The sequence below is a fragment of the Streptomyces sp. TG1A-60 genome, assembly GCF_037201975.1.
Lineage (GTDB): Bacteria > Actinomycetota > Actinomycetes > Streptomycetales > Streptomycetaceae > Streptomyces.
On sequence record NZ_CP147520.1, the window covers coordinates 5,185,953 to 5,202,989 of the forward strand.

Here is a 17,037-nt window from a genome sequence, read left to right on the forward strand (position 1 = left end):
AGGCCTATGGAGTACGTCACCAACAGTCGATGAACGGGACAATGTGCACGGGGGACAGGGACGGGTGGAGTGAATGGACCGTACGAAAGCGGAAGAGAGCGCCGAGCCGCGTGTCTCGCACCGCACCATGACCACCTTCAGCGCCGCCGACGAGGAGAAGCAGCGGGGCGTCCGGCAGATGAAGCTCACCGCGGCCGGGCTGCTGCTGTTCGTGGCGGTGGTGTACGTGTTGGCCGAGTGGGCCTCGCACGAGGGCGCGGGCGCCTGGGCGGGCTATGTCGCGGCGGCGGCCGAGGCGGGCATGGTGGGCGCGCTGGCGGACTGGTTCGCCGTGACCGCGTTGTTCCGGCATCCGCTCGGGCTGCCCATCCCGCACACCGCGATCATCCCCACCAAGAAGGACCAACTGGGCGTCTCGCTGGGCGAGTTCGTGGGGGAGAACTTCCTCTCCGACGATGTCGTACGGCAACGGCTGCGGGCCGTCGGCATCGGCAGTCGGCTCGGCGCGTGGCTCGCCGAGCCGGAGAACGCCGATCGGGTGACGGCGGAGCTGGCGACCGCGCTCAGGGGCGCGCTGACCGTGCTGCGCGACTCGGACGTGCAGGCCGTGGTCGGGGAGGCGATCACCCGGCGGGCGAACGCCCAGGAGATCGCGCCCGGTATCGGCAAGATGCTGGAGAGGATCGTGGTCGACGGCGGCCACAGACGGGTCGTCGACCTGGTCTGCACCCGCGCCCACGACTGGCTGGTCCTGCACGACGCGCAGGTCATGGACGCCGTCGAGGGCGGTGCTCCCGGCTGGACCCCCCGGTTCGTGGACCGCAAGGTCGGCGAGCGGGTCTACAAGGAGCTGCTGCGCTTCGCCACCGAGATGCGGGACTCGCCCGCCCACCCGGCGCGTGGTGCCCTCGACCGGTTCCTCACCGATTTCGCCACCGACCTCCAGTCCGACACGGACACCAGCGCGCGGGTGGAGCGGCTGAAGAGCGAGGTGCTCGGCCGGGGCGAGGTCCAGGACCTCATCGCCTCCGCCTGGACGGCCGTACGGTCGATGATCGTGTCCGCCGCCGAGGACGAGCGCAGCGAGCTGCGGCTGCGTGTGCGGTCCTCGCTGCTGTCGCTGGGCGCGCGGATGGCGACCGAGCCGGGCGTGCAGGCCAAGGTCGACCGGTGGGTGGAGGGCGCGGCCGTGCACGTCGTGACCACGTACCGTCAGGAGATCACCTCCCTCATCACCGAGACCGTGGCGAGCTGGGACGCCGAGCACACGACCAGGAAGATCGAGGCCAACATCGGCCGTGACCTGCAGTTCATCCGTATCAACGGCACGGTGGTGGGTTCGCTGGCGGGGCTGCTGATCTACACGGTGGCGCGGGCGCTGGGGGCGTAGGCCGTACGGCTCTCCTCCCGGCAGCCCGGGCGTGGTCCCCGCCCTGAGTGCGTCCGGCGTACGGCCGACTGAGTACCCGTACTCTGTCGGCCCGCCGTCCGCCCGGGAATCCTCGTACGCATGACCGAGAAGCTGCTCTGCCCCCTGCGCACGCGCCCCTGGCCGGAACGCTGGCTGACCCGCCTGCTCGGCGCCGCCCTCGCCGCGGTCGCGTACCTCCTCTGCCTGCCCTGGGACCTCCGCAACCGGCCGGAGACGGCCGGTTCCGACATCGAGACGACCCCTGTGAGCGTCACGGGGGTCGTCGTCCTCGCCCTCGCCCTGCTGGTCCTCGCGGCCTACTTCGGCCACCGGGACGCCCTGGCCTGGCCGTTGCTCCTGGTCGCCGTCCCGCCGACGGCCCTGATGTACGCGTCCTTCCGCGCCCACCCCGCAGCGGACGCCTCGCTGTGGCCCCTCGCCTGGGCCTTCTTCACCCTGCTGACCGGCGCGTGCGTGCTGGTGGCGGCGTCGGTGGCGCGGGCCTTCCGGGGGAGGCGGTGGAGACGGTGGAGGAGGAGTGGCTGGTCCGGGCCGGTCGGTAGTGAGCAGGCGGGCCGGTCGGCAGTGGGCCGGCGGGCGCCCGTCGGCAGGGAGCCGGGGGCCGGCCCGGACCGCGCTCTCAGGCCCCGGTGGTGGAGCCGGGGCGCACGATCATCAGGACCGTCACCGTGGCCCACAGGAGGTTGAACACGCCGGTGAACATGGCGAGTCGGGCGGTGGCCTTGACGCCGACGCCGACGCCGACGCCGACGCCGACGCCGACCCCGACCGCGGTCGGCGTCGGCGTCGGCGTCGGGGCGGTGCCGCCCGTGTTCCCGTCCGCTTCTCCGCCCTCGCTCCCGGCGCCGATCCCCGCCAGGATCTCCTCCTGCCGGGGCAGCACGAGCGCCAGCAGGACCATGGCCGCGAGGGCGGTCAGCAGCATGGACACGATCAGCCAGGCGTCCGTCAGCACCCCCATGCTCATCGCCGTGGCGAACCCGAGCACCGGTACGGCGATACCGACACCGCCGTACACCCGGCAGATCCGGTGCAGCAGCCGTACGGCCGACACCGCCCGCTCGCTCCCGGGTTCGGCCAGCGCCTTGCGCGCGCTCGGCGGGAACATGCTGGCAGCGACGGTGATGGGCCCGACGGCGATGATCGCGGCCAGGACGTGGAGGGAGAGCAGGAACTTGGTCACGGGTGCACGGTAGGACGCGGGGGTGTCGGCGCGTTCATCTTCGCGGCGACGGGCCTGCTGGACGGCCTGCGCGCCACGACCCACTGGATCGCCGCCCCCGACCTGGCCGCCCGCCATCCGGCGGTGACCGTCGACCCGAACGTCCTCTACGTCGACAACGGCCAGTTCCTGACCTCGGCGGGCGCGGCGGCGGCCATGGACATGTGCCTGCACATGATCCGCAAGGACCACGGCTCGGCGGTCGCCGCGTTCACCGCCCGCATGTGCGTCATGCCCCTCGAACGCGAGGGCGGCCAGGCCCAGTTCATCGTCCACGACCAGCCGTCGGCGCCCGCCGGAGCCACCATGGAACCCCTCCTGCGGTGGCTGGAGGAGAACGTCGAACGCGACCTGACCCTGGACGACATCGCCCTCCACGCCGGCACCAGCGCCCGCACCCTGAACCGCCGCTTCCGCGAACAGACCGGCACGACTCCCCTGCAGTGGCTGCACCGGGCGAGGGTCCGCCGCGCCCAGTACCTCCTGGAGTCCACCGACCACACGGTCGACCGCATCGCCACCCAGGCGGGCTTCGGCTCCCCGACGGCCTTCCGTGACCGCTTCAAGAGGGTGGTGGGCACGAGTCCGTACGCGTACCGGCGGGCGTTCAGGGGGAGTGAGCCCCCGGGCTGCCCTCAGGGGCCACCGCGGACGGCCGGGCCGCTCATCAAAAGAGCTGAGTCAGGGGTTGTCAGGTTTCCTCCTTCGAGCTATATAAGAAGTCGAAGAAACTACCGGGCATCGCACCCAGTGCCACACGAGAGGAGTGACCCGTGATGCTCATGCGTACCGACCCGTTCCGCGAATTCGACCGACTCGCGCAGCAGGTGTTCGGTTCCGACAGCCGGCCCGCCGTCATGCCGATGGACGCCTACCGGTCCGGTGACGACTTCATCGTCCACTTCGACCTCCCGGGCGTGGACCCGGAGACCATCGATCTGGACGTCGAGCGCAACGTCCTGAACGTCCGCGCCGAGCGCCGTTCCCCGGCCCCGGACAGCGCCGAGCTGGTCGCCGCCGAACGCCCCACGGGAGCGTTCAGCCGCCAGCTGTTCCTCGGCGACACCCTCGACGCCGACCGCGTCGACGCCTCGTACGAGGCCGGCGTCCTGACCCTGCGCATCCCGATCGCGGAGAAGGCCAAGCCGCGCAAGATCCAGATCAGCGGCGGCGACGAGCGGCGGCAGCTCGACCGCTGACCCGGAGACGGTCGGCTTTCGTCGGCCACTTCCAGGCGGCCCCGGGCACGCACCCCGAGCGCGTGTCGCCACGACGCTCGGGGTGCGTGAGCGCGGGGCCGCCATCCCCGCGGCAGCGGATCGGATGACACCGTCCCCGCGACAGCGGATCGGATAAGACCATCGGCGCGACAGCGGATCGGATGACACCATCGGCCGATGGTCGCCATCACCACCGGCACACCGAGAGCACGCACCGGACGCCGCTCCTTCACGGGTGAACGTCGCCTGCCGCGCGGCACTAGTTGACGCTTTGTCCTTCGGCGTTCGACGCCTCGGCGGCTGCGCCGGAGCCCAACTTCTTGAGTACCGCTCGCTTCGCCGCGACATGGCGCGCGACCACCTTGCGGTCGTCCGACCCGAGCACCCGCTTCTCCACCGAGCGCTGCACCTTGCCCACGGCCTCGGCGAGCTCCGTCGCCGCCTGGCACCGCGCGTCTGCCTCCGCCGTACGGATCTCCTCCCGCCCCAGTGCCGTCAGCGAGGCCGGATCGCCGGAGGCCTTCGGCAGACGGCGGTTCAACCGCTCCCGTACCGCCTGGAGGTCGGCCGCGCGATGTCCCGCCTCCTCCATACAGGAGGACCAACGCCGCACTGCCGCACGGTAGTCGGCATCCTTCTCCACGGCGGTCAGCACCCGGGCCGACAGCACCGCGACCACGGGCTCCGTGCGGTCCCACGCGGCGCCGTAGACCTCGACACGGGCCTGAGTGACACAGCCGTCCTCGGAGTACTCCACATGGGAGCCGTCCGGCAGTGGTACCGACACCCGGTGCGCGGCGGTGCCCAGCAGGGCCCGCCGCCACGCGGGGTCGCGGGGCTCGTCGTCGGCGGGCGGCGGGGAGGACCGCACGTGCAGGAACTCGCCCACGATGCCGTACCCGTCCGTCGCCGCCCGCCGGGCGGTCAACAGCCCGTAGGGATTGGTCTCCTCGCCGCGTGCGGACGCCGTACGCGGCTGTGCCGTGTACCGCTGGCCGTGCTCCGCCATGCACCTCACGATGACCTGTTCCTGCAGGTCGTGGAGGCGTACGGCCGCGGCGTGCCGGAAGGACGCGGCCCCGGACAGCGGCCGTACGTCAGGCGGGCCGGGCGTGCCTACCGGCTCGCGGCCGGCCGCTCCCGGGAGGGAGCAGCCGGCCACGGCCAGCGCCGCGAGCATCGCGACCGTCAGCACCGTGGTGCGCGCGGTGCGTGCGGTACGTCGTGCGCGGGGCATGCCGGCGTGGTGGTTCACACGCACCAGTCGTTGGAGGCGACGTTGTGCCACCAGACGGTGTTGGCCAGGGTCGGGTTCGTCCGGCCGCGGTTGAGGACGTAGCTGGAACCGGTCTTGTTCAGTCCGGAGAAGATGCGGACGTTGCAGTTGTTGCCGTTGTTGTAGAGCGACTCGGCGTTGTTGAACTTGTTGTACTGGAGCAGGTTGTTGTTGTCGCCGTACACGGTCCCGGGGTCTCCCGCGCCGTAGGTGCCCAGGTACGCGCACAGCGCCCCGGAGGGACAGTCCGACCACGCGGCGTTCGCGGGGGCGGCCGTGGCCAGCGTGCCGACGGCGGCCAGGGCCAGACCACCGAGGGCGATGCCGCTCCGGACGAGCATCCGATGCATTCCGAGTTCCTCCACTCTGAGAAAGCACTGCTGAGAACCGCTGAGAGCCCGTTGGTGAGACCTCGTTGCCGAGACCGCACCGCGGAGAACTCCCCGCGACAGGGCCACCACCGGTGGCGCCCGTTCGCCAGCAGCCTCACTCAGGAAGCAGGCGTCCCATCAGTAGGGCCGAGTGGGACGGGACGCCGTGGGACGCGGACACCCCTCCCGCCTCACCCGTCGTATGCGTGCTGGCGCCAGTTCGGGACGCCTGAGACGGCGTTCGAGACGGCATGGGAGACGCCGGGCACATCGGAGGCGCACGGACAAGGCCCGTACGCCCGACGCCCGACACCCCCGCGCTCCGCCAGCAACCCGGCCGCGGCCACGGCCAACGCCCCCACAGCGACCCCCGCGGCGAACAACTTCACCGAGGCCGGGCGACGGTGGGCCCTCTCTCGCTGCCGTTGCCGCTGGTCGCCGTCGTCGGGGGAGGTGGTTCCCCCCGGGCTCCTCCATCAACAACAGACTCCCCGCCCCGGCCCCCACCGCCGAGGCGAACTGCTCGACGGCCTCCCGGGGCACCGGCTTCTTCCCGTTCAGAAACCGCTCCCAGGACGACCGGCTGTAGTGCGTACGTGCCGCCAGCTTCGCGAAACTGAGCCCCGACGACTCCTTCAGCCTGCGCATCTCCACTGCTATCAGCTCACTCATTCGTCCCCCTGTGTCCCATTAGGTCATGTGGGTCCCCCACAGTCAGGAAACAGGGTCGTGGGGACGGAGGGACAGACGTTTCACGGCCGATTTCAAGGGATCCAAACGGACCTGCGGCGATCTGGAGTGATCTGCTGCGACCTACGCTCATCTGCCGTGAACTGCGGTGATTCGACGAAACCCTGATGGCGGCGTGACTCGCACCACTGCCGTCGACTACACGGAGCGACATACCACGGTCGCGCGTATGACGGTCCCGACCTCTACAACTCGTGCCGTCGATCCACGTGTTGAGTCCGTTGATGACGCTCTTGAGCGTGTGGAGCAGTCGCTTCGGGCACGTTTGAACCGGAACCTGCGGAATCCACCAAGTCAGCACACCGGTCCTCTGCCGGCCAAGGCCTGAACGAAGGAACGCCAAGCGCCACTTCGAACGGTGATCACATGCCCTCCCACGACCTTGGAGTCGCGTACAAGAATGCGGTGGGTGGTTATCGCGCACTCCACGCACTCGCCTCCTGCGCCGTTGCTGTACGACGACGTGAACCACGTCGGTCGACCGTCGTCGCCGGCCTCTGCGATGCTCATCTGGCGAATTCCTTCAGGGTGGACTTGATCAACTGGGCGGAGCGGTGAGGACTGAGTGCTGCGGCTCGCAAGCCATCGAACGCCCTGGTGTACTCACGAACATGATGCTCGCCTTCGAGATAGACGGCATCGGTGATGCCGTCCCGGTACACCAGATCCGGGTCTTCCGGGGCGGGAAAGCCGAGCATCGTGAACGAGCCCGTGGACGGACAGGTGCCTGAGTCGAAGGGGAGGACCTGCAGGGTCACGGTCGGCAACTCGGCAGAGTCCAGGACGCGTTCGAGTTGCTCCCGCATCAGTGCCCGATCCCCGATGACATTGCGCACGGCACCTTCGTTCACGATGAACCAGGCATCGGGGGCGTCGGGGCGAGCCAGCATGGCCTGACGCTCCATGCGGACGCGTACGGCTCTGTCGATGTCCTGGACGGACATGTGTGCACCCGTCGTGTGGAGTTCGCGGGCGTACCCCTCGGTCTGCATGAGGCCCGGCACCAACTCACACTGGTACTGGCGGAGCGCGGAGGCATCCTGCTCCAGCCCGATGTAGATGTTGAACCACTCGGGAACGCCTGCCCCATGCTCCTGCCACCAGCCGCGTGTCTTGGCCTGCCGGGCAAGTGACTTGAGGAATTCGCGCAGCTCGTCGCTCGTGTCGTAGAACCGGCAGAGGGCATCGATGTCGGACGGTTGGACCCGGCCGCTGCCCGTCTCCATCCGGTTGACTTTGGAGCCGCTCCAGTCCAGCGCCGTGCCGACCTGGGCGCACGTGAGCCCGCTCTTCTCGCGAAGCTTCCTCAGCTCGATCGAGAGACGGCGACGTCGCGCCGTCGGTGAACCGGCCATCTCAACCCTTTCAACCATCTGTCGAATACCGGGCGTTCAGTCTCGCGCCAAGGGATGCGCCTGCCAATCACTCGGAAGTGGGAATCCCGCTGTGCACATTGCACGCCGGGATGATCCGGCGTCATTCTTGCGGCAACGCCACTCGCCGTGAGCGGGCGTGACACTCCGCTGATCCTGTGAGGTCGGCTCGGAGTCGACATGCGACAGAGAGGTCTTCGTGATCCAGAAACCGTGTATGTCTCGGAAACAGTGGGACGTGACCTTCACGGCCGATCCCGAGGAAGTCGCTGTCCTGCGGCGCATCATGCGGCTCCACCTGGGGCTCTGGGGGCTGCATGAAGTCGTCGACGGGGCTCAACTCTGTGTCAGCGAACTCGTGTCGAACGTCATCACGCATGTCGGTCACGGCACTCCGGCCACACTCGCGGTCTCGATGAGCGGCACTCACCTGCGCATCGAGGTCCACGACCCCGACACGCGGGCCCTGCCCGCGCTCATGGCCGCGGATTCCGACTCGGAGTCCGGGCGCGGCATGGCCCTTGTCGATGCCGTCGCCGAGCGCTGGGGTGTTCAACTCCTCGCCGACCGCAAGGTGACGTGGTGCGAGCTCCCCACCACCCTGACCTCGCCGAACGGCCACCGCGGAGGATCTCACGTGACAAGAGCGGAAGCGGTGCTCGACCTCTATGGCAGGGCGAAGCCGCTGCCAACAGTTGACTCAGGTCGGCTGAGCGCAGCCACGGCAGAGGAGGCAGCGATCGGTGCCATTGCTGACCTTCTCCACTGGCTCCGGGCGCACGGCCGCGATGCGGATGATGCGTTGGACCGAGCCCAGATGCACTTCGAAGCGGAAGCGGGGGTGGTGGGTGACTCGACGTGAGGCGCTACCCGGCTTTGATTGTCGAGTAGGTCCATACGTCCGCCGGGATCTCGTGCTTCAGCTTCCACGTGATAGCCATCGGGTTGCTACCTGTGTGCTTCTCGTACTCCGCCGGACCAAGCAGTATCCACGGCTGGGCGCTGCCTATGTCGGTGGTCTTGTAACGGCGCACGAAGAGCAGGACGTGGCTGCCCTCAGCGACATGACGCTGATAGCGCAAGCCAGTGGGGGAGGTCTCGGAAGTCTGGTTCTGGGACTCCCAGTGGAAGAGAGTCTCGCTCTGTGCGTAGTCGTGGTACCTGGTCTGCGGCGAGAAGTCCTTCTCGTCCTTCTCCAGTGTGATGAGGAGCGCGTCCGTCTTGATCGAGTCGCACCACTTCACGCCCTCGCGGAAGTCAGCGGGCATGAAGCCGCCGATGTACGACTGCCCCAGCGCAGGCAGGATCTCCTCGCGGCTGTACGAGGCGTGCACGGCAAGGGGGACGCCGCTCTGACCGCCCAAGCACAAGAGAGGGATGGGTACGTGCTCGGTGCGGGCGAGGTTGTACTCCAGCACCTGGCGCAGCTCACTACGGACGGCGTGCTGTTTGCGCAGGGTTGCGAATCCGGCGTCGTAGTTGACGTACCCCTTGCGGACGATGCCGCCGAGTGGCCACAACTGGAAGAAGAGCATGCGGGCGTAGGCCTGTCCCTGTTCGTCAAGGGTGCTGTAGGCAGGGGCATCGTCTTCCAACATTCGCTTGTATGCAGCGACCCGTAGCGGGTCGTCCACGTGGAGGAACGCGGAGATGCGCTTGAGTAGCGCGGCCTCGCCTTCCGGAGCCTCATCCTTCAGGAGGCCGGAGCGACGGAGTAGACCCGTCCAAGAGTTCCCGTTGCTCCGGTAGAGCTCCCTGAGCTCGCGTCCGCTCTCTTCGAGGTAGCGGCTGAGCTTCGGCTCGGCGTAATCTGCCACCTCGCGCGCCAGTGCCGTGACGTTGACGCCGATCTGGTCCTTGAGATTGGCGATGATGGTTTTCTTGGCCTTCTCCTCAAGGATGATCTGGCAGCCGGACGGAAGCTGTGGGAAGTCGTGCTCGATGTTGTCCAAGAGCCGCTTGCGGGTCAGGTTCGTCAGGGCACGGAACTGGTTCTCGAAGCGGAATTCCTTGCGGTGCTGGCCGATGAAGTCCAGCACGGTCAGCACCGCCTTGTTTTCGGTACGGCGGAGACCTCGGCCGAGCTGCTGCAAGAACACCGTTGCGCTGGAGGTGGGGCGCAGCAAGAGCAGGGTGTCTACGTCGGGGATGTCTAGGCCCTCGTTGAAGAGGTCGACCGAGAAGATCACCTGCAACGCCCCGGATGTGAGGTCAGCCAGCGCCTGCTTGCGCTCATCGGCAGGGGTCCCGGCAGACACGGCAACGGCGTTGAGGCCGGCCTTGCGGAAGGACTCCGCCATGAAATGCGCGTGCGCAACAGAAACGCAGAAGCCCAAAGCGCGCATGGCACTCGGATCGGCGACTTTCTCCTCAACGGCCTTCAAGACCAGGAGCGCCCGCGCGTGGTTGGCGGACAACACATCGCTCAGCGCGGTTGCGTCGTACGCTCCGCGATGCCACTTCACCGCACTCAGGTCGGTGTTGTCGCTGATGCCGAGGTAGTGGAAGGGGCTAAGTAGGTCATTCTCCAAGGCCTCCCACAACCGCATCTCGGCAGCGATGCGCCCATCGAAGAACTCGTCCTGGATGTTCTTGCCGTCCATGCGCTCGGGAGTCGCGGTCAGCCCAAGCAGCTCCAGTGGTTCGAAATGATCGAGGATCTTCCGGTACGTCGGCGAAGTCCCGTGGTGGAACTCGTCGATCACGATCACATCGAAGTGAGCGGCAGCAAGCCGGTCCAATGCGCGCGCGTTCAGTGACTGCACGCTGGCGAATACATGTGCCCAGCGCTCCGGAATCTCACCACTGTGCAGGGATTCGCCGAAATTCGCGTCAACCAAGACGTCTTGGTAGGTCCGCAGGGACTGCTGGAGAATTTCCTTGCGATGAGCGACGAACAGCAGTCGCAGATCACGGCCGTGCTTCTTGCGCAACTGCTTGTAGTCCAGTGCTGCCATCACGGTCTTGCCGGTGCCTGTCGCCGCAACCAGCAGGTTCCGGTGCCGGTCATGCACCTCCCGTTCGACTTCGAGTCGCTCCAACATGTCGCGTTGATGGGCGTAGGGGCGTACTTCGAGACCGGACAGAGTGATTCTGCGATCCGCGGCCGAGGTATTCGACGTGCCCCCGGCGATGGCCAACGCTTCCTGGAGTCGAGCGCCGTCGGTGTCCGGGTCGTACAGCTCAAAGGAGGGGTCGCTCCAGTATGCCTCGAAGGTCGCGTCGAACTTGCGCAGAACGTCGGGTGTGGCGATGGACGACAGCCGGACGTTCCACTCCAGCCCATCGAGCAGCGCGGCCTTGGAGAGGTTGGAGCTGCCGACGTACGCCGTGTCGTAGCCGCTCTTCCGCCGGAACAGCCATGCCTTGGCGTGGAGCCGCGTCGACCTCGTCTCATAGTTGACCTTGACCTCGGCGTTGAACTCCCGCACTAGCCGATCCAGTGCGCGCCGTTCTGTCGCCCCGATGTAGGTCGTCGTGATGACGCGTATCGGCACGTCCCGCTCACGGGCCGCCTGCAGAGACTGCTCGATGATGCGCAGACCGTGCCACTTCACGAAGGCGCAGAGCAGGTCTATGCGGTCAGCGGTGGCAAGCTCGGCACGCAACTCGAAGCCGAGGCTGGGGTCTTCCGGCGAGTTGGTGATGAGGGCGGTATCGGAGAGCGGGATACCCGGGCGTACGGCGAAGACGCCAGGGGCCTCCTGCCGAGCCAGCGCCAGAAGCTGGCGCGGGCCTGCCGCGACCAGGTCCACCCATTCCTGAGCTCCCTTGAGCGTGCTGATGGATTCCAGGATGTGGTTCGCCGCGTGCACCCGCTCCTCGACAGGAATGCCGAGCAGCACGCGTCGTACGGTCGTCGCGACGTGCCTTGCCAGAACGTGCGGTACCGATTCTGCTCCCAAGGTGTCGCTCACTGGGTGCCATCCGAGGCTCGAGAGCTCCTTCAACTGCTGCTCGCACCGCAGCGTGATGAGTTCCTCGTACACACCCGCGACGGGGTGTGACAGGCCTCCCGACTCAGACACGCAGGCTCCTTCGATCGCTCAGACGGCTATGCCCATGTGCAACAGGGCCCACTGACACTCCGCCGGGGAGTTGCTGACGCTGGCGGTCTCCCCGCTCGCGCTGTTGATCTACGAGTTGAACCCGTGGATGACGTGCTCGATCGTGTGGAGCTCTCTCCACGTGCACCTCGACGGGAACTCGCTGGCAAGAACGGGATCGCCACAGCAATCCGCAGCTGCTTCCAGAGTCTCGGCATCGTCGCCGAGGAATGGGGCTAGGGACTTGGCCCGAGCCGCCACTCCGCGCGTGTGAGCCCACCGGCGCGGCAGAGGCTCCGCGAGCAGGGACGCCGTGATGTCGTACGCCCACCCAGGCACGGTCATCTCCGTGTCCCTAGGCCCCGTGACACCCCTCATAACCCCGCCCCGACCCACACCAACACCCCGCCCCCCGCTGCGGCGGCCAAGCCACAGCCAGCCCCCGCGCCGCCAGTGTCGTCGCGTACTGCGGGAGCAGGATCGTGTCGGCCGGGGACGAGCCCTCCGACGCGGCGAAGGCCTCGTAGGACGGGACCGTGCCGGTCACGATGCCGAGGTTCGGGGTGCCGGACGACGCCAGCTCCCGCAGCGAGGCCTCTATCGTCGCGAGGTGCTCCCCGTGGGACGGGTATTCCGCGGCCAGGCCTGGAAACGCCCCCAGCAGCTCCGCCAGTTCGTCCGCCGGCCAGTGGAGGACGGCCACCGGGAAGGGGCGGGACAGCGCCTCGCGGTAGCTGCCCAACTCCGCCCGGAGGCGGGAGATTTCGGCCTGGAGTTCCGCCGGGTTGTCGGAGCCCAGGGACCAGACGCGCTTGGGGTCGTGCAGTTCGTCCAGGGAGATCGAGGAGGAGTGCAGGGTGTCGGCCACCGCGTCCCACTCGTCGTGCGCCGCGCCCAGCATGCGGCGGACCCTGTGACGGCCGAACAGCAGCGCGCGGGTCGCGTACGGGGGCTCCGGGACGTCTGCCAGGAGGAGGGTCACGGCTGAGCTGAAGGTGTCCTGGGCCGCTTCCAGCTCGTCGTGGGATTCCAGGGCCTCGGCGACGATCACCCAGGGGGCCGGGTCTCGGGGGGCTGATGCGCGGACACCGTCGATGATCGCTCGGGCCTCGGCCTCGTGGCCGTACTCCCACAGGTTGGAGGCCTTCAGGGCTCGTACGAGGTGGGGGTTCTCCAGGGGGGTGGAGGACGACAGGAGGCGGTCGTAGAGGGCGGTCGCGGTGGGGCGGTCGCCGGACAGCTCGCGGTGGGCGGCGGCCTGGAGGAGGAGGTGTTCGGCGTCCTCGGGGTAGAGGTCGGCGGTTCGCTCCAGGCGGGCCGCTTCGGCGGAGTGGTCGACGTTCTCGGCAGGCGTGTCGGGGCGCATGGACGACACCGTACTGCCGATAGGGGACGGGGGGCAGGTATGCGCAGGCCAGGGGTGCCCCCGCCCCCGGCTCGGTGCGGCACGAGCGTGGGGGTGGGAGGCGGGGGAGGGGAAGGGGCGTGCGGTAGAGGGTGCCCGTGAGCGCGGTCGGGAGATCGCGTCAGATCGTCACTCCGTCGATCTGCAGCGTCTGTACCGCGCCCGCCGCGAACGGCACCGCCACCGACTTGCCGCTCAGGCGGGTGTCCGTGTACGCGCGGTAGCGGTCGCTGCCGCCCGAGGTGTGGGTGTTCCAGCGGGGGACCAGGCCGTTCGTGCCGCCGGTCACCGTCGTGAAGCGGGAGAGGTCGAAGGTGAGGGTCTGGGCCGAGGTGGAGGTGTTGATCGCGACGATCACCAGGCGGCGGGCCGACGCGTCGTACGCCGCCGCCGTGTAGCTGGAGCCCGTGTCCAGGATCGTCATTCCTGGGCGGATGTGGCGGCTGAACTGGGCCATCACGTAGTACTTGGTCTGGACCGTCGTCGGCTGGAGGGTGTTCGCGTCGTAGGCGATCATGGCCCAGCCGACCGTGGGGTCCATCACCTGCCAGTAGCACCAGGCCGTGGGGTGGAGCCAGCGGAAGTCGTAACAGAGGTTGCGGGCCAGGGTCCAGCCGGTCGCGTCGCTGTCGCCCGTCTCCGAGTTCCAGAGCTTCTTGCCGGAGCCCGTGACCACGTCTGTGTAGAGGAGGTCCCTACGGCCGCCCGCGCCCTGGTAGCCGTGCACGTTCACCTGGCTGACCAGGGACTTCGTCGAGGAGCCGAAGGAGTTCCAGGTCGAGCGGGCCGTGTCGTAGTTCGTCTCGTCGGAGGCGGCGATGCGGACGGAGGACAGGCCGCGCTTGTCCAGTTCGCTGCGCATGTACGGGAGTACGGCGGCCTGGACGGCCGGATCCATGTGGCAGCCCTCCTGTTTGCCGGTCGCCGTCCACCACGACGCGGCCGGCTCGTTGAAGGGGTCGACCGTCGCGAAGTCCACGCCCCAGTCGTTCTTCGCGCGCAGAGCCACCGCCGCCAGGTGGGAGGCGTGCTGGCGGTAGTTCCAGGACTGGAGGTTGTTACCGCCGCCCGAGGCGCCCGAGGGGTTGTGGTTCAGGCACATCCACCACATCGGGGAGTTCGCGAAGAGTTCGGTGGTCGCGCCTCGCGCCACCGCCTTCGTCAGGGCCGCGCGCTGGTTCGGGTCCGCCGTCCAGTCCCAGGCCGAGGACGTCGGGTCCTCGTTGTTCCAGTCCTGCCAGAAGCCCTCGATCTGCTTGAAGGCGGGGATGTTGGGGGACTCGACCATCGACTCGCCGTTGACGCTGTTCCAGCTGCACGCGCCGAGGTTGTAGCGGGCGATGTTCATGCCCAGGCCGGGCAGGGCCGTGCCGTTGTACGTCGTCGTCCTGGTGGTGAACCACAGGTCGGCGAAGTCGTCCCGGGCGCCGAAGACGTTCGCCCACCAGGCGAGCGAGGTGCCCCAGCCCTCCCAGGTGCCGTATCCCGTTCCCGGGTTGATCGCGATGGTCGCGTCCGCGTGTGCGGTGCCCGTGCCGAGGGCGGTGCCCGCGAGCGCGCCGCCGGCCGCGGCCAGCAGGGCTCTGCGGCCGAACGCCGGGGAGTGGGCCGTGGGGGAGTCGGGGTGCTCGGGGTTCCGGGGTGCGGGTGGCGCTGCGGTCATGTCAGCTCCGGGGATGCGGGTGTCAGGGAGGGGAGAAGCGGGGGATGCGGGTGCCGGGGGAGTAGAGACGCGGGGAGGGGAGAGGAAGGACGGGGCCAGGGACGGCAGTGCGGTCACCTTCTGACGGGGATCAGAAGGGCCATCGGAAGAGTCGGGGGTGAACCGTGAGGTTGTCGAGAGTTATGACAGCGCTTTCTGCGATTTCTTTCACGGGTTGTGAGAAGGGCAGATGAAAGTCTTCGCCCTCCCCCGCCTCGACCTGCGGGTACCCGTCGCCGAGGCGATCGGGCGGGCGGACGTTCTCGACAAGAAGTGCGGGGGCGGGCCGTGGCTCCTGCCCCGGGCGGCGGCGCTGTGTTGCCGACCTCCGCGACCGGTGCGACGGTGTTCGAGGCGCCTCGCGGAGGCGACGGTCCAGTAAGGAACCGCCTTGCCAGAGTCGACGGCGCCGCGCGTCGACGCGCGGTTCGGCCGCGCCCACCAACCTGGCGCACTCTCGGCATCCAGCGCTCCGTGAAGTCGACGCGCGTCCACGAACCCTCGGGGGTAGCGCACAGAAAGCGGGAAATCCAATGGCGAACGGCCCCATGGACAGGCGCGCCTTCGGCGAGCAGCCCGGTCGGCCCAATGGCTCCGCCTCGGGCCGGGGAACGGAGTACACCGGCCGGTACGTGGTCCTGCTCGATCCGAACAACCAGGAGAGCGGACTGAACGCACTGCGTTCCTCCGCCGACATCGCACCGGTCGAACATGTCCGGGGAACCGAGACCGCGCACGTCTCCGAGATGCTCGAGCGCCCCGACGTCTCGGTGCTCTTCGAGGAACTCGGCGCCGCCGTCGTCGAGGTACGGCCCGAACAGCGCCACGCGCTGGTGACCACGTGCGAGGCGGAATCCTCGATCATCGCGGCGGAGCCGGAGCGCATGGTCTACGCCATGCCGATCACAGCCTCGCAGCAGGCGCCGACCGAGTTCTTCCCCGCCTACCGCAGTGACGAGGAAGTGGTCACCCGCCATTCCCAGGCCGAAGCCGCCGCGTCGCAGGGGCCGGCCTGGGACGAGCAGCAGATGACCTGGGGGCTCCAGGCGATCCGAGCCAACCTGTCCGGGCTGACCGGCCGCGATGTGAAGATCGCCGTCCTCGACACCGGTGTGGACACCGACCACCCGGACCTGGCCGGGCGCATCGAGGAGACGGCTTCCTTCGTGCCTGGTGAGAGCGTCGAGGACGGCAACGGCCACGGCACGCACTGCATCGGCACCGCCGCTGGCCCGGCCAACCCCCAGCAGGGCCCCCGCTACGGCGTGGCCTGCGACGCCCGGGTCCTCGCGGTGAAGGTGCTCAGCAACGCGGGCAGCGGCTCCGACGGCCAGATCCTGGCGGGCATGGCCTGGGCCGTCGCCCGCGGCGCACGGGTGATCTCCATGTCGCTCGGCGGCCGGGTCCGGCCGGGTGAGCTGTTCCCGCAGACGTACGAGAAGCTGGCCCAGCGCGCGCTTGAGCGCGGGACGGTGATCGTCGCCGCCGCGGGCAACGACAGCAGTAGACCCCCGCAGATCGAGCCCGTCAGCCGGCCCGCCAACTGCCCCTCCATCCTCGCGGTGGCCGCGCTCGACAAGGCGCTGACCCCGTCGTTCTTCTCCAACGGCGGCATCAACAGCCAGGGTGGTGAAGTCAACATCGCCGCGCCCGGCAGGGACGTGCGCTCGGCCGCCCCTGGCGGCGGGCACCAGCACCTGAGCGGTACCAGCATGGCCACGCCGCATGTCGCGGGTGTCCTCGCCCTGCTCGCGCAGGCGAACCCCGGGGCCTCCGCGGCCGATCTCAAGGCCGCCCTGCTCTCCGGTGCGTTCCCGCTGACGCAGCCCGTCCGGGACATCGGCGCGGGTCTGCTCCAGACCCCGTGAACGAGTCCTCCCGGTCCGCACCGGTCGGGGTCATCCTCGCGGTCGACCCCGACCGGTTCGCGGAAGTCGGCGAGGCCCTACGGCGGGCCGGACTGACGGTCACGGGCGAGCAGCCGGTCGTCGGCACGCTCTCCGGAACCGTCGCGGAGGAACGGATCCCCGCCCTGGAGGCGATCGACGGTGTCGAGTCCCTCGATCCGGAGCGCACCGTCCGACTCCCCCCGCCCGACTCCCCGATCCAGTGAGCCGGACAGACGCCCCGGGCCCGGAGCGCTCTCTGCCACGCGGGGCGGGGCGGTCCACTGGGTGAACCGGGTATTGCGGAGCGGCCGGTGACCTTGGAGGATCGACCAGTCCTCCGATGGCTGCACC

General features: G+C 68.8%; 15 protein-coding genes and 2 pseudogenes. 7 read left to right on the forward strand and 10 right to left on the reverse strand.

The window, feature by feature from the left end:
* Positions 1-73: 73 nt before the first annotated feature.
* Positions 74-1,390, forward strand: a complete 1,317-nt coding sequence (locus tag WBG99_RS22535; protein ID WP_338898049.1) for a DUF445 domain-containing protein — start codon at positions 74-76, stop codon at positions 1,388-1,390.
* A 120-nt stretch (positions 1,391-1,510) separates the two neighbouring features.
* Entirely contained in the window at positions 1,511-2,119 is a 609-nt protein-coding gene (locus tag WBG99_RS22540; protein ID WP_338898050.1) for a hypothetical protein, read from the forward strand.
* Here the strand turns inward: WBG99_RS22540 and WBG99_RS22545 are convergent.
* A complete protein-coding gene (locus WBG99_RS22545; RefSeq protein ID WP_338898051.1) occupies positions 2,052-2,615 on the reverse strand; it encodes a protease in 564 nt (187 codons plus the stop codon). The genes WBG99_RS22540 and WBG99_RS22545 overlap by 68 nt on opposite strands.
* Positions 2,616-2,639: 24 nt before the next feature.
* Here WBG99_RS22545 and WBG99_RS22550 point away from each other — a divergent pair.
* Positions 2,640-3,431 (forward strand): annotated as a pseudogene (locus WBG99_RS22550) (helix-turn-helix domain-containing protein); the annotation flags it as partial.
* A complete protein-coding gene (locus WBG99_RS22555) occupies positions 3,431-3,853 on the forward strand; it encodes an Hsp20/alpha crystallin family protein (protein ID WP_338900442.1) in 423 nt (140 codons plus the stop codon). The pseudogene WBG99_RS22550 and the gene WBG99_RS22555, both read left to right, overlap by 1 nt.
* A 280-nt stretch (positions 3,854-4,133) precedes the next feature.
* Here the strand turns inward: WBG99_RS22555 and WBG99_RS22560 are convergent, their stop codons facing one another.
* The 5 genes from WBG99_RS22560 to WBG99_RS22580 form a co-directional block, all read right to left on the reverse strand.
* Positions 4,134-5,111 carry a hypothetical protein gene (locus WBG99_RS22560; protein ID WP_338898052.1) on the reverse strand — a complete coding sequence of 326 codons (978 nt, stop codon included), beginning with the start codon at positions 5,109-5,111 and terminating at the stop codon, positions 4,134-4,136.
* A gap of 14 nt (positions 5,112-5,125) precedes the next feature.
* Positions 5,126-5,500 carry a peptidase inhibitor family I36 protein gene (locus WBG99_RS22565; protein WP_338898053.1) on the reverse strand — a complete coding sequence of 125 codons (375 nt, stop codon included), beginning with the start codon at positions 5,498-5,500 and terminating at the stop codon, positions 5,126-5,128.
* 159 nt (positions 5,501-5,659) lie between these two features.
* On the reverse strand, positions 5,660-6,193 hold the full coding sequence (locus WBG99_RS22570) for a helix-turn-helix transcriptional regulator (RefSeq protein WP_338898054.1): 534 nt from the start codon (positions 6,191-6,193) through the stop codon (positions 5,660-5,662).
* Between the two features lie 372 nt (positions 6,194-6,565).
* Positions 6,566-6,781, reverse strand: a complete 216-nt coding sequence (locus tag WBG99_RS22575; protein ID WP_338898055.1) for a DUF397 domain-containing protein — start codon at positions 6,779-6,781, stop codon at positions 6,566-6,568.
* Complete coding sequence (locus WBG99_RS22580) at positions 6,778-7,626, reverse strand: helix-turn-helix transcriptional regulator (protein ID WP_338898056.1); 849 nt, start codon at positions 7,624-7,626, stop codon at positions 6,778-6,780. Before WBG99_RS22580 ends, WBG99_RS22575 begins: the two co-directional genes overlap by 4 nt.
* A gap of 235 nt (positions 7,627-7,861) precedes the next feature.
* On the opposite strand from WBG99_RS22580, the gene WBG99_RS22585 reads away from it, so the two are divergent.
* Complete coding sequence (locus tag WBG99_RS22585) at positions 7,862-8,506, forward strand: ATP-binding protein (protein ID WP_338900443.1); 645 nt, start codon at positions 7,862-7,864, stop codon at positions 8,504-8,506.
* Between the two features lie 4 nt (positions 8,507-8,510).
* On the opposite strand, the gene WBG99_RS22590 is transcribed toward WBG99_RS22585, so the two are convergent.
* The 4 genes and pseudogenes from WBG99_RS22590 to WBG99_RS22605 all read right to left on the reverse strand — a co-directional run bounded on the left by WBG99_RS22590 (position 8,511) and on the right by WBG99_RS22605 (position 14,758).
* Complete coding sequence (locus WBG99_RS22590; protein WP_338898057.1) at positions 8,511-11,672, reverse strand: DUF3427 domain-containing protein; 3,162 nt, start codon at positions 11,670-11,672, stop codon at positions 8,511-8,513.
* Positions 11,673-11,882: 210 nt separating this feature from the next.
* Positions 11,883-12,035, reverse strand: a pseudogene (locus tag WBG99_RS22595) (phosphohydrolase); the annotation flags it as partial.
* Positions 12,036-12,045: 10 nt separating this feature from the next.
* Positions 12,046-13,056 (reverse strand): SEC-C domain-containing protein, encoded by a 1,011-nt coding sequence (locus tag WBG99_RS22600; RefSeq protein WP_338898058.1) that lies wholly within the window; start codon positions 13,054-13,056, stop codon positions 12,046-12,048.
* Positions 13,057-13,216: 160 nt separating this feature from the next.
* Positions 13,217-14,758: a glycoside hydrolase gene (locus WBG99_RS22605; protein WP_338898059.1), complete on the reverse strand. Its 1,542-nt coding sequence runs from the start codon at positions 14,756-14,758 to the stop codon at positions 13,217-13,219.
* Positions 14,759-15,330: 572 nt separating this feature from the next.
* Here WBG99_RS22605 and WBG99_RS22610 point away from each other — a divergent pair.
* On the forward strand, positions 15,331-16,665 hold the full coding sequence (locus WBG99_RS22610) for a S8 family serine peptidase (protein WP_338898060.1): 1,335 nt from the start codon (positions 15,331-15,333) through the stop codon (positions 16,663-16,665).
* On the forward strand, positions 16,662-16,910 hold the full coding sequence (locus WBG99_RS22615) for a hypothetical protein (protein WP_338898061.1): 249 nt from the start codon (positions 16,662-16,664) through the stop codon (positions 16,908-16,910). Before WBG99_RS22610 ends, WBG99_RS22615 begins: the two co-directional genes overlap by 4 nt.
* Positions 16,911-17,037: the final 127 nt, after the last annotated feature.

Excerpts from the sequence above, each read along its gene's own strand:
- WBG99_RS22585 (WP_338900443.1), top strand. The coding sequence starts at position 7,862 with ATGTCTCGGAAACAGTGGGACGTGACCTTCACGGCCGATCCCGAGGAA.
- WBG99_RS22610 (WP_338898060.1), top strand. The coding sequence starts at position 15,331 with ATGGCGAACGGCCCCATGGACAGGCGCGCCTTCGGCGAGCAGCCCGGT.
- WBG99_RS22555 (WP_338900442.1), top strand. The coding sequence starts at position 3,431 with ATGCTCATGCGTACCGACCCGTTCCGCGAATTCGACCGACTCGCGCAG.
- WBG99_RS22575 (WP_338898055.1), bottom strand. The coding sequence starts at position 6,781 with ATGAGCATCGCAGAGGCCGGCGACGACGGTCGACCGACGTGGTTCACG.
- WBG99_RS22570 (WP_338898054.1), bottom strand. The coding sequence starts at position 6,193 with ATGAGTGAGCTGATAGCAGTGGAGATGCGCAGGCTGAAGGAGTCGTCG.
- WBG99_RS22565 (WP_338898053.1), bottom strand. The coding sequence starts at position 5,500 with ATGCATCGGATGCTCGTCCGGAGCGGCATCGCCCTCGGTGGTCTGGCC.
- WBG99_RS22600 (WP_338898058.1), bottom strand. The coding sequence starts at position 13,056 with ATGCGCCCCGACACGCCTGCCGAGAACGTCGACCACTCCGCCGAAGCG.
- WBG99_RS22580 (WP_338898056.1), bottom strand. The coding sequence starts at position 7,626 with ATGGCCGGTTCACCGACGGCGCGACGTCGCCGTCTCTCGATCGAGCTG.
- WBG99_RS22560 (WP_338898052.1), bottom strand. The coding sequence starts at position 5,111 with ATGCCCCGCGCACGACGTACCGCACGCACCGCGCGCACCACGGTGCTG.
- WBG99_RS22540 (WP_338898050.1), top strand. The coding sequence starts at position 1,511 with ATGACCGAGAAGCTGCTCTGCCCCCTGCGCACGCGCCCCTGGCCGGAA.
- WBG99_RS22605 (WP_338898059.1), bottom strand. The coding sequence starts at position 14,758 with ATGACCGCAGCGCCACCCGCACCCCGGAACCCCGAGCACCCCGACTCC.
- WBG99_RS22535 (WP_338898049.1), top strand. The coding sequence starts at position 74 with ATGGACCGTACGAAAGCGGAAGAGAGCGCCGAGCCGCGTGTCTCGCAC.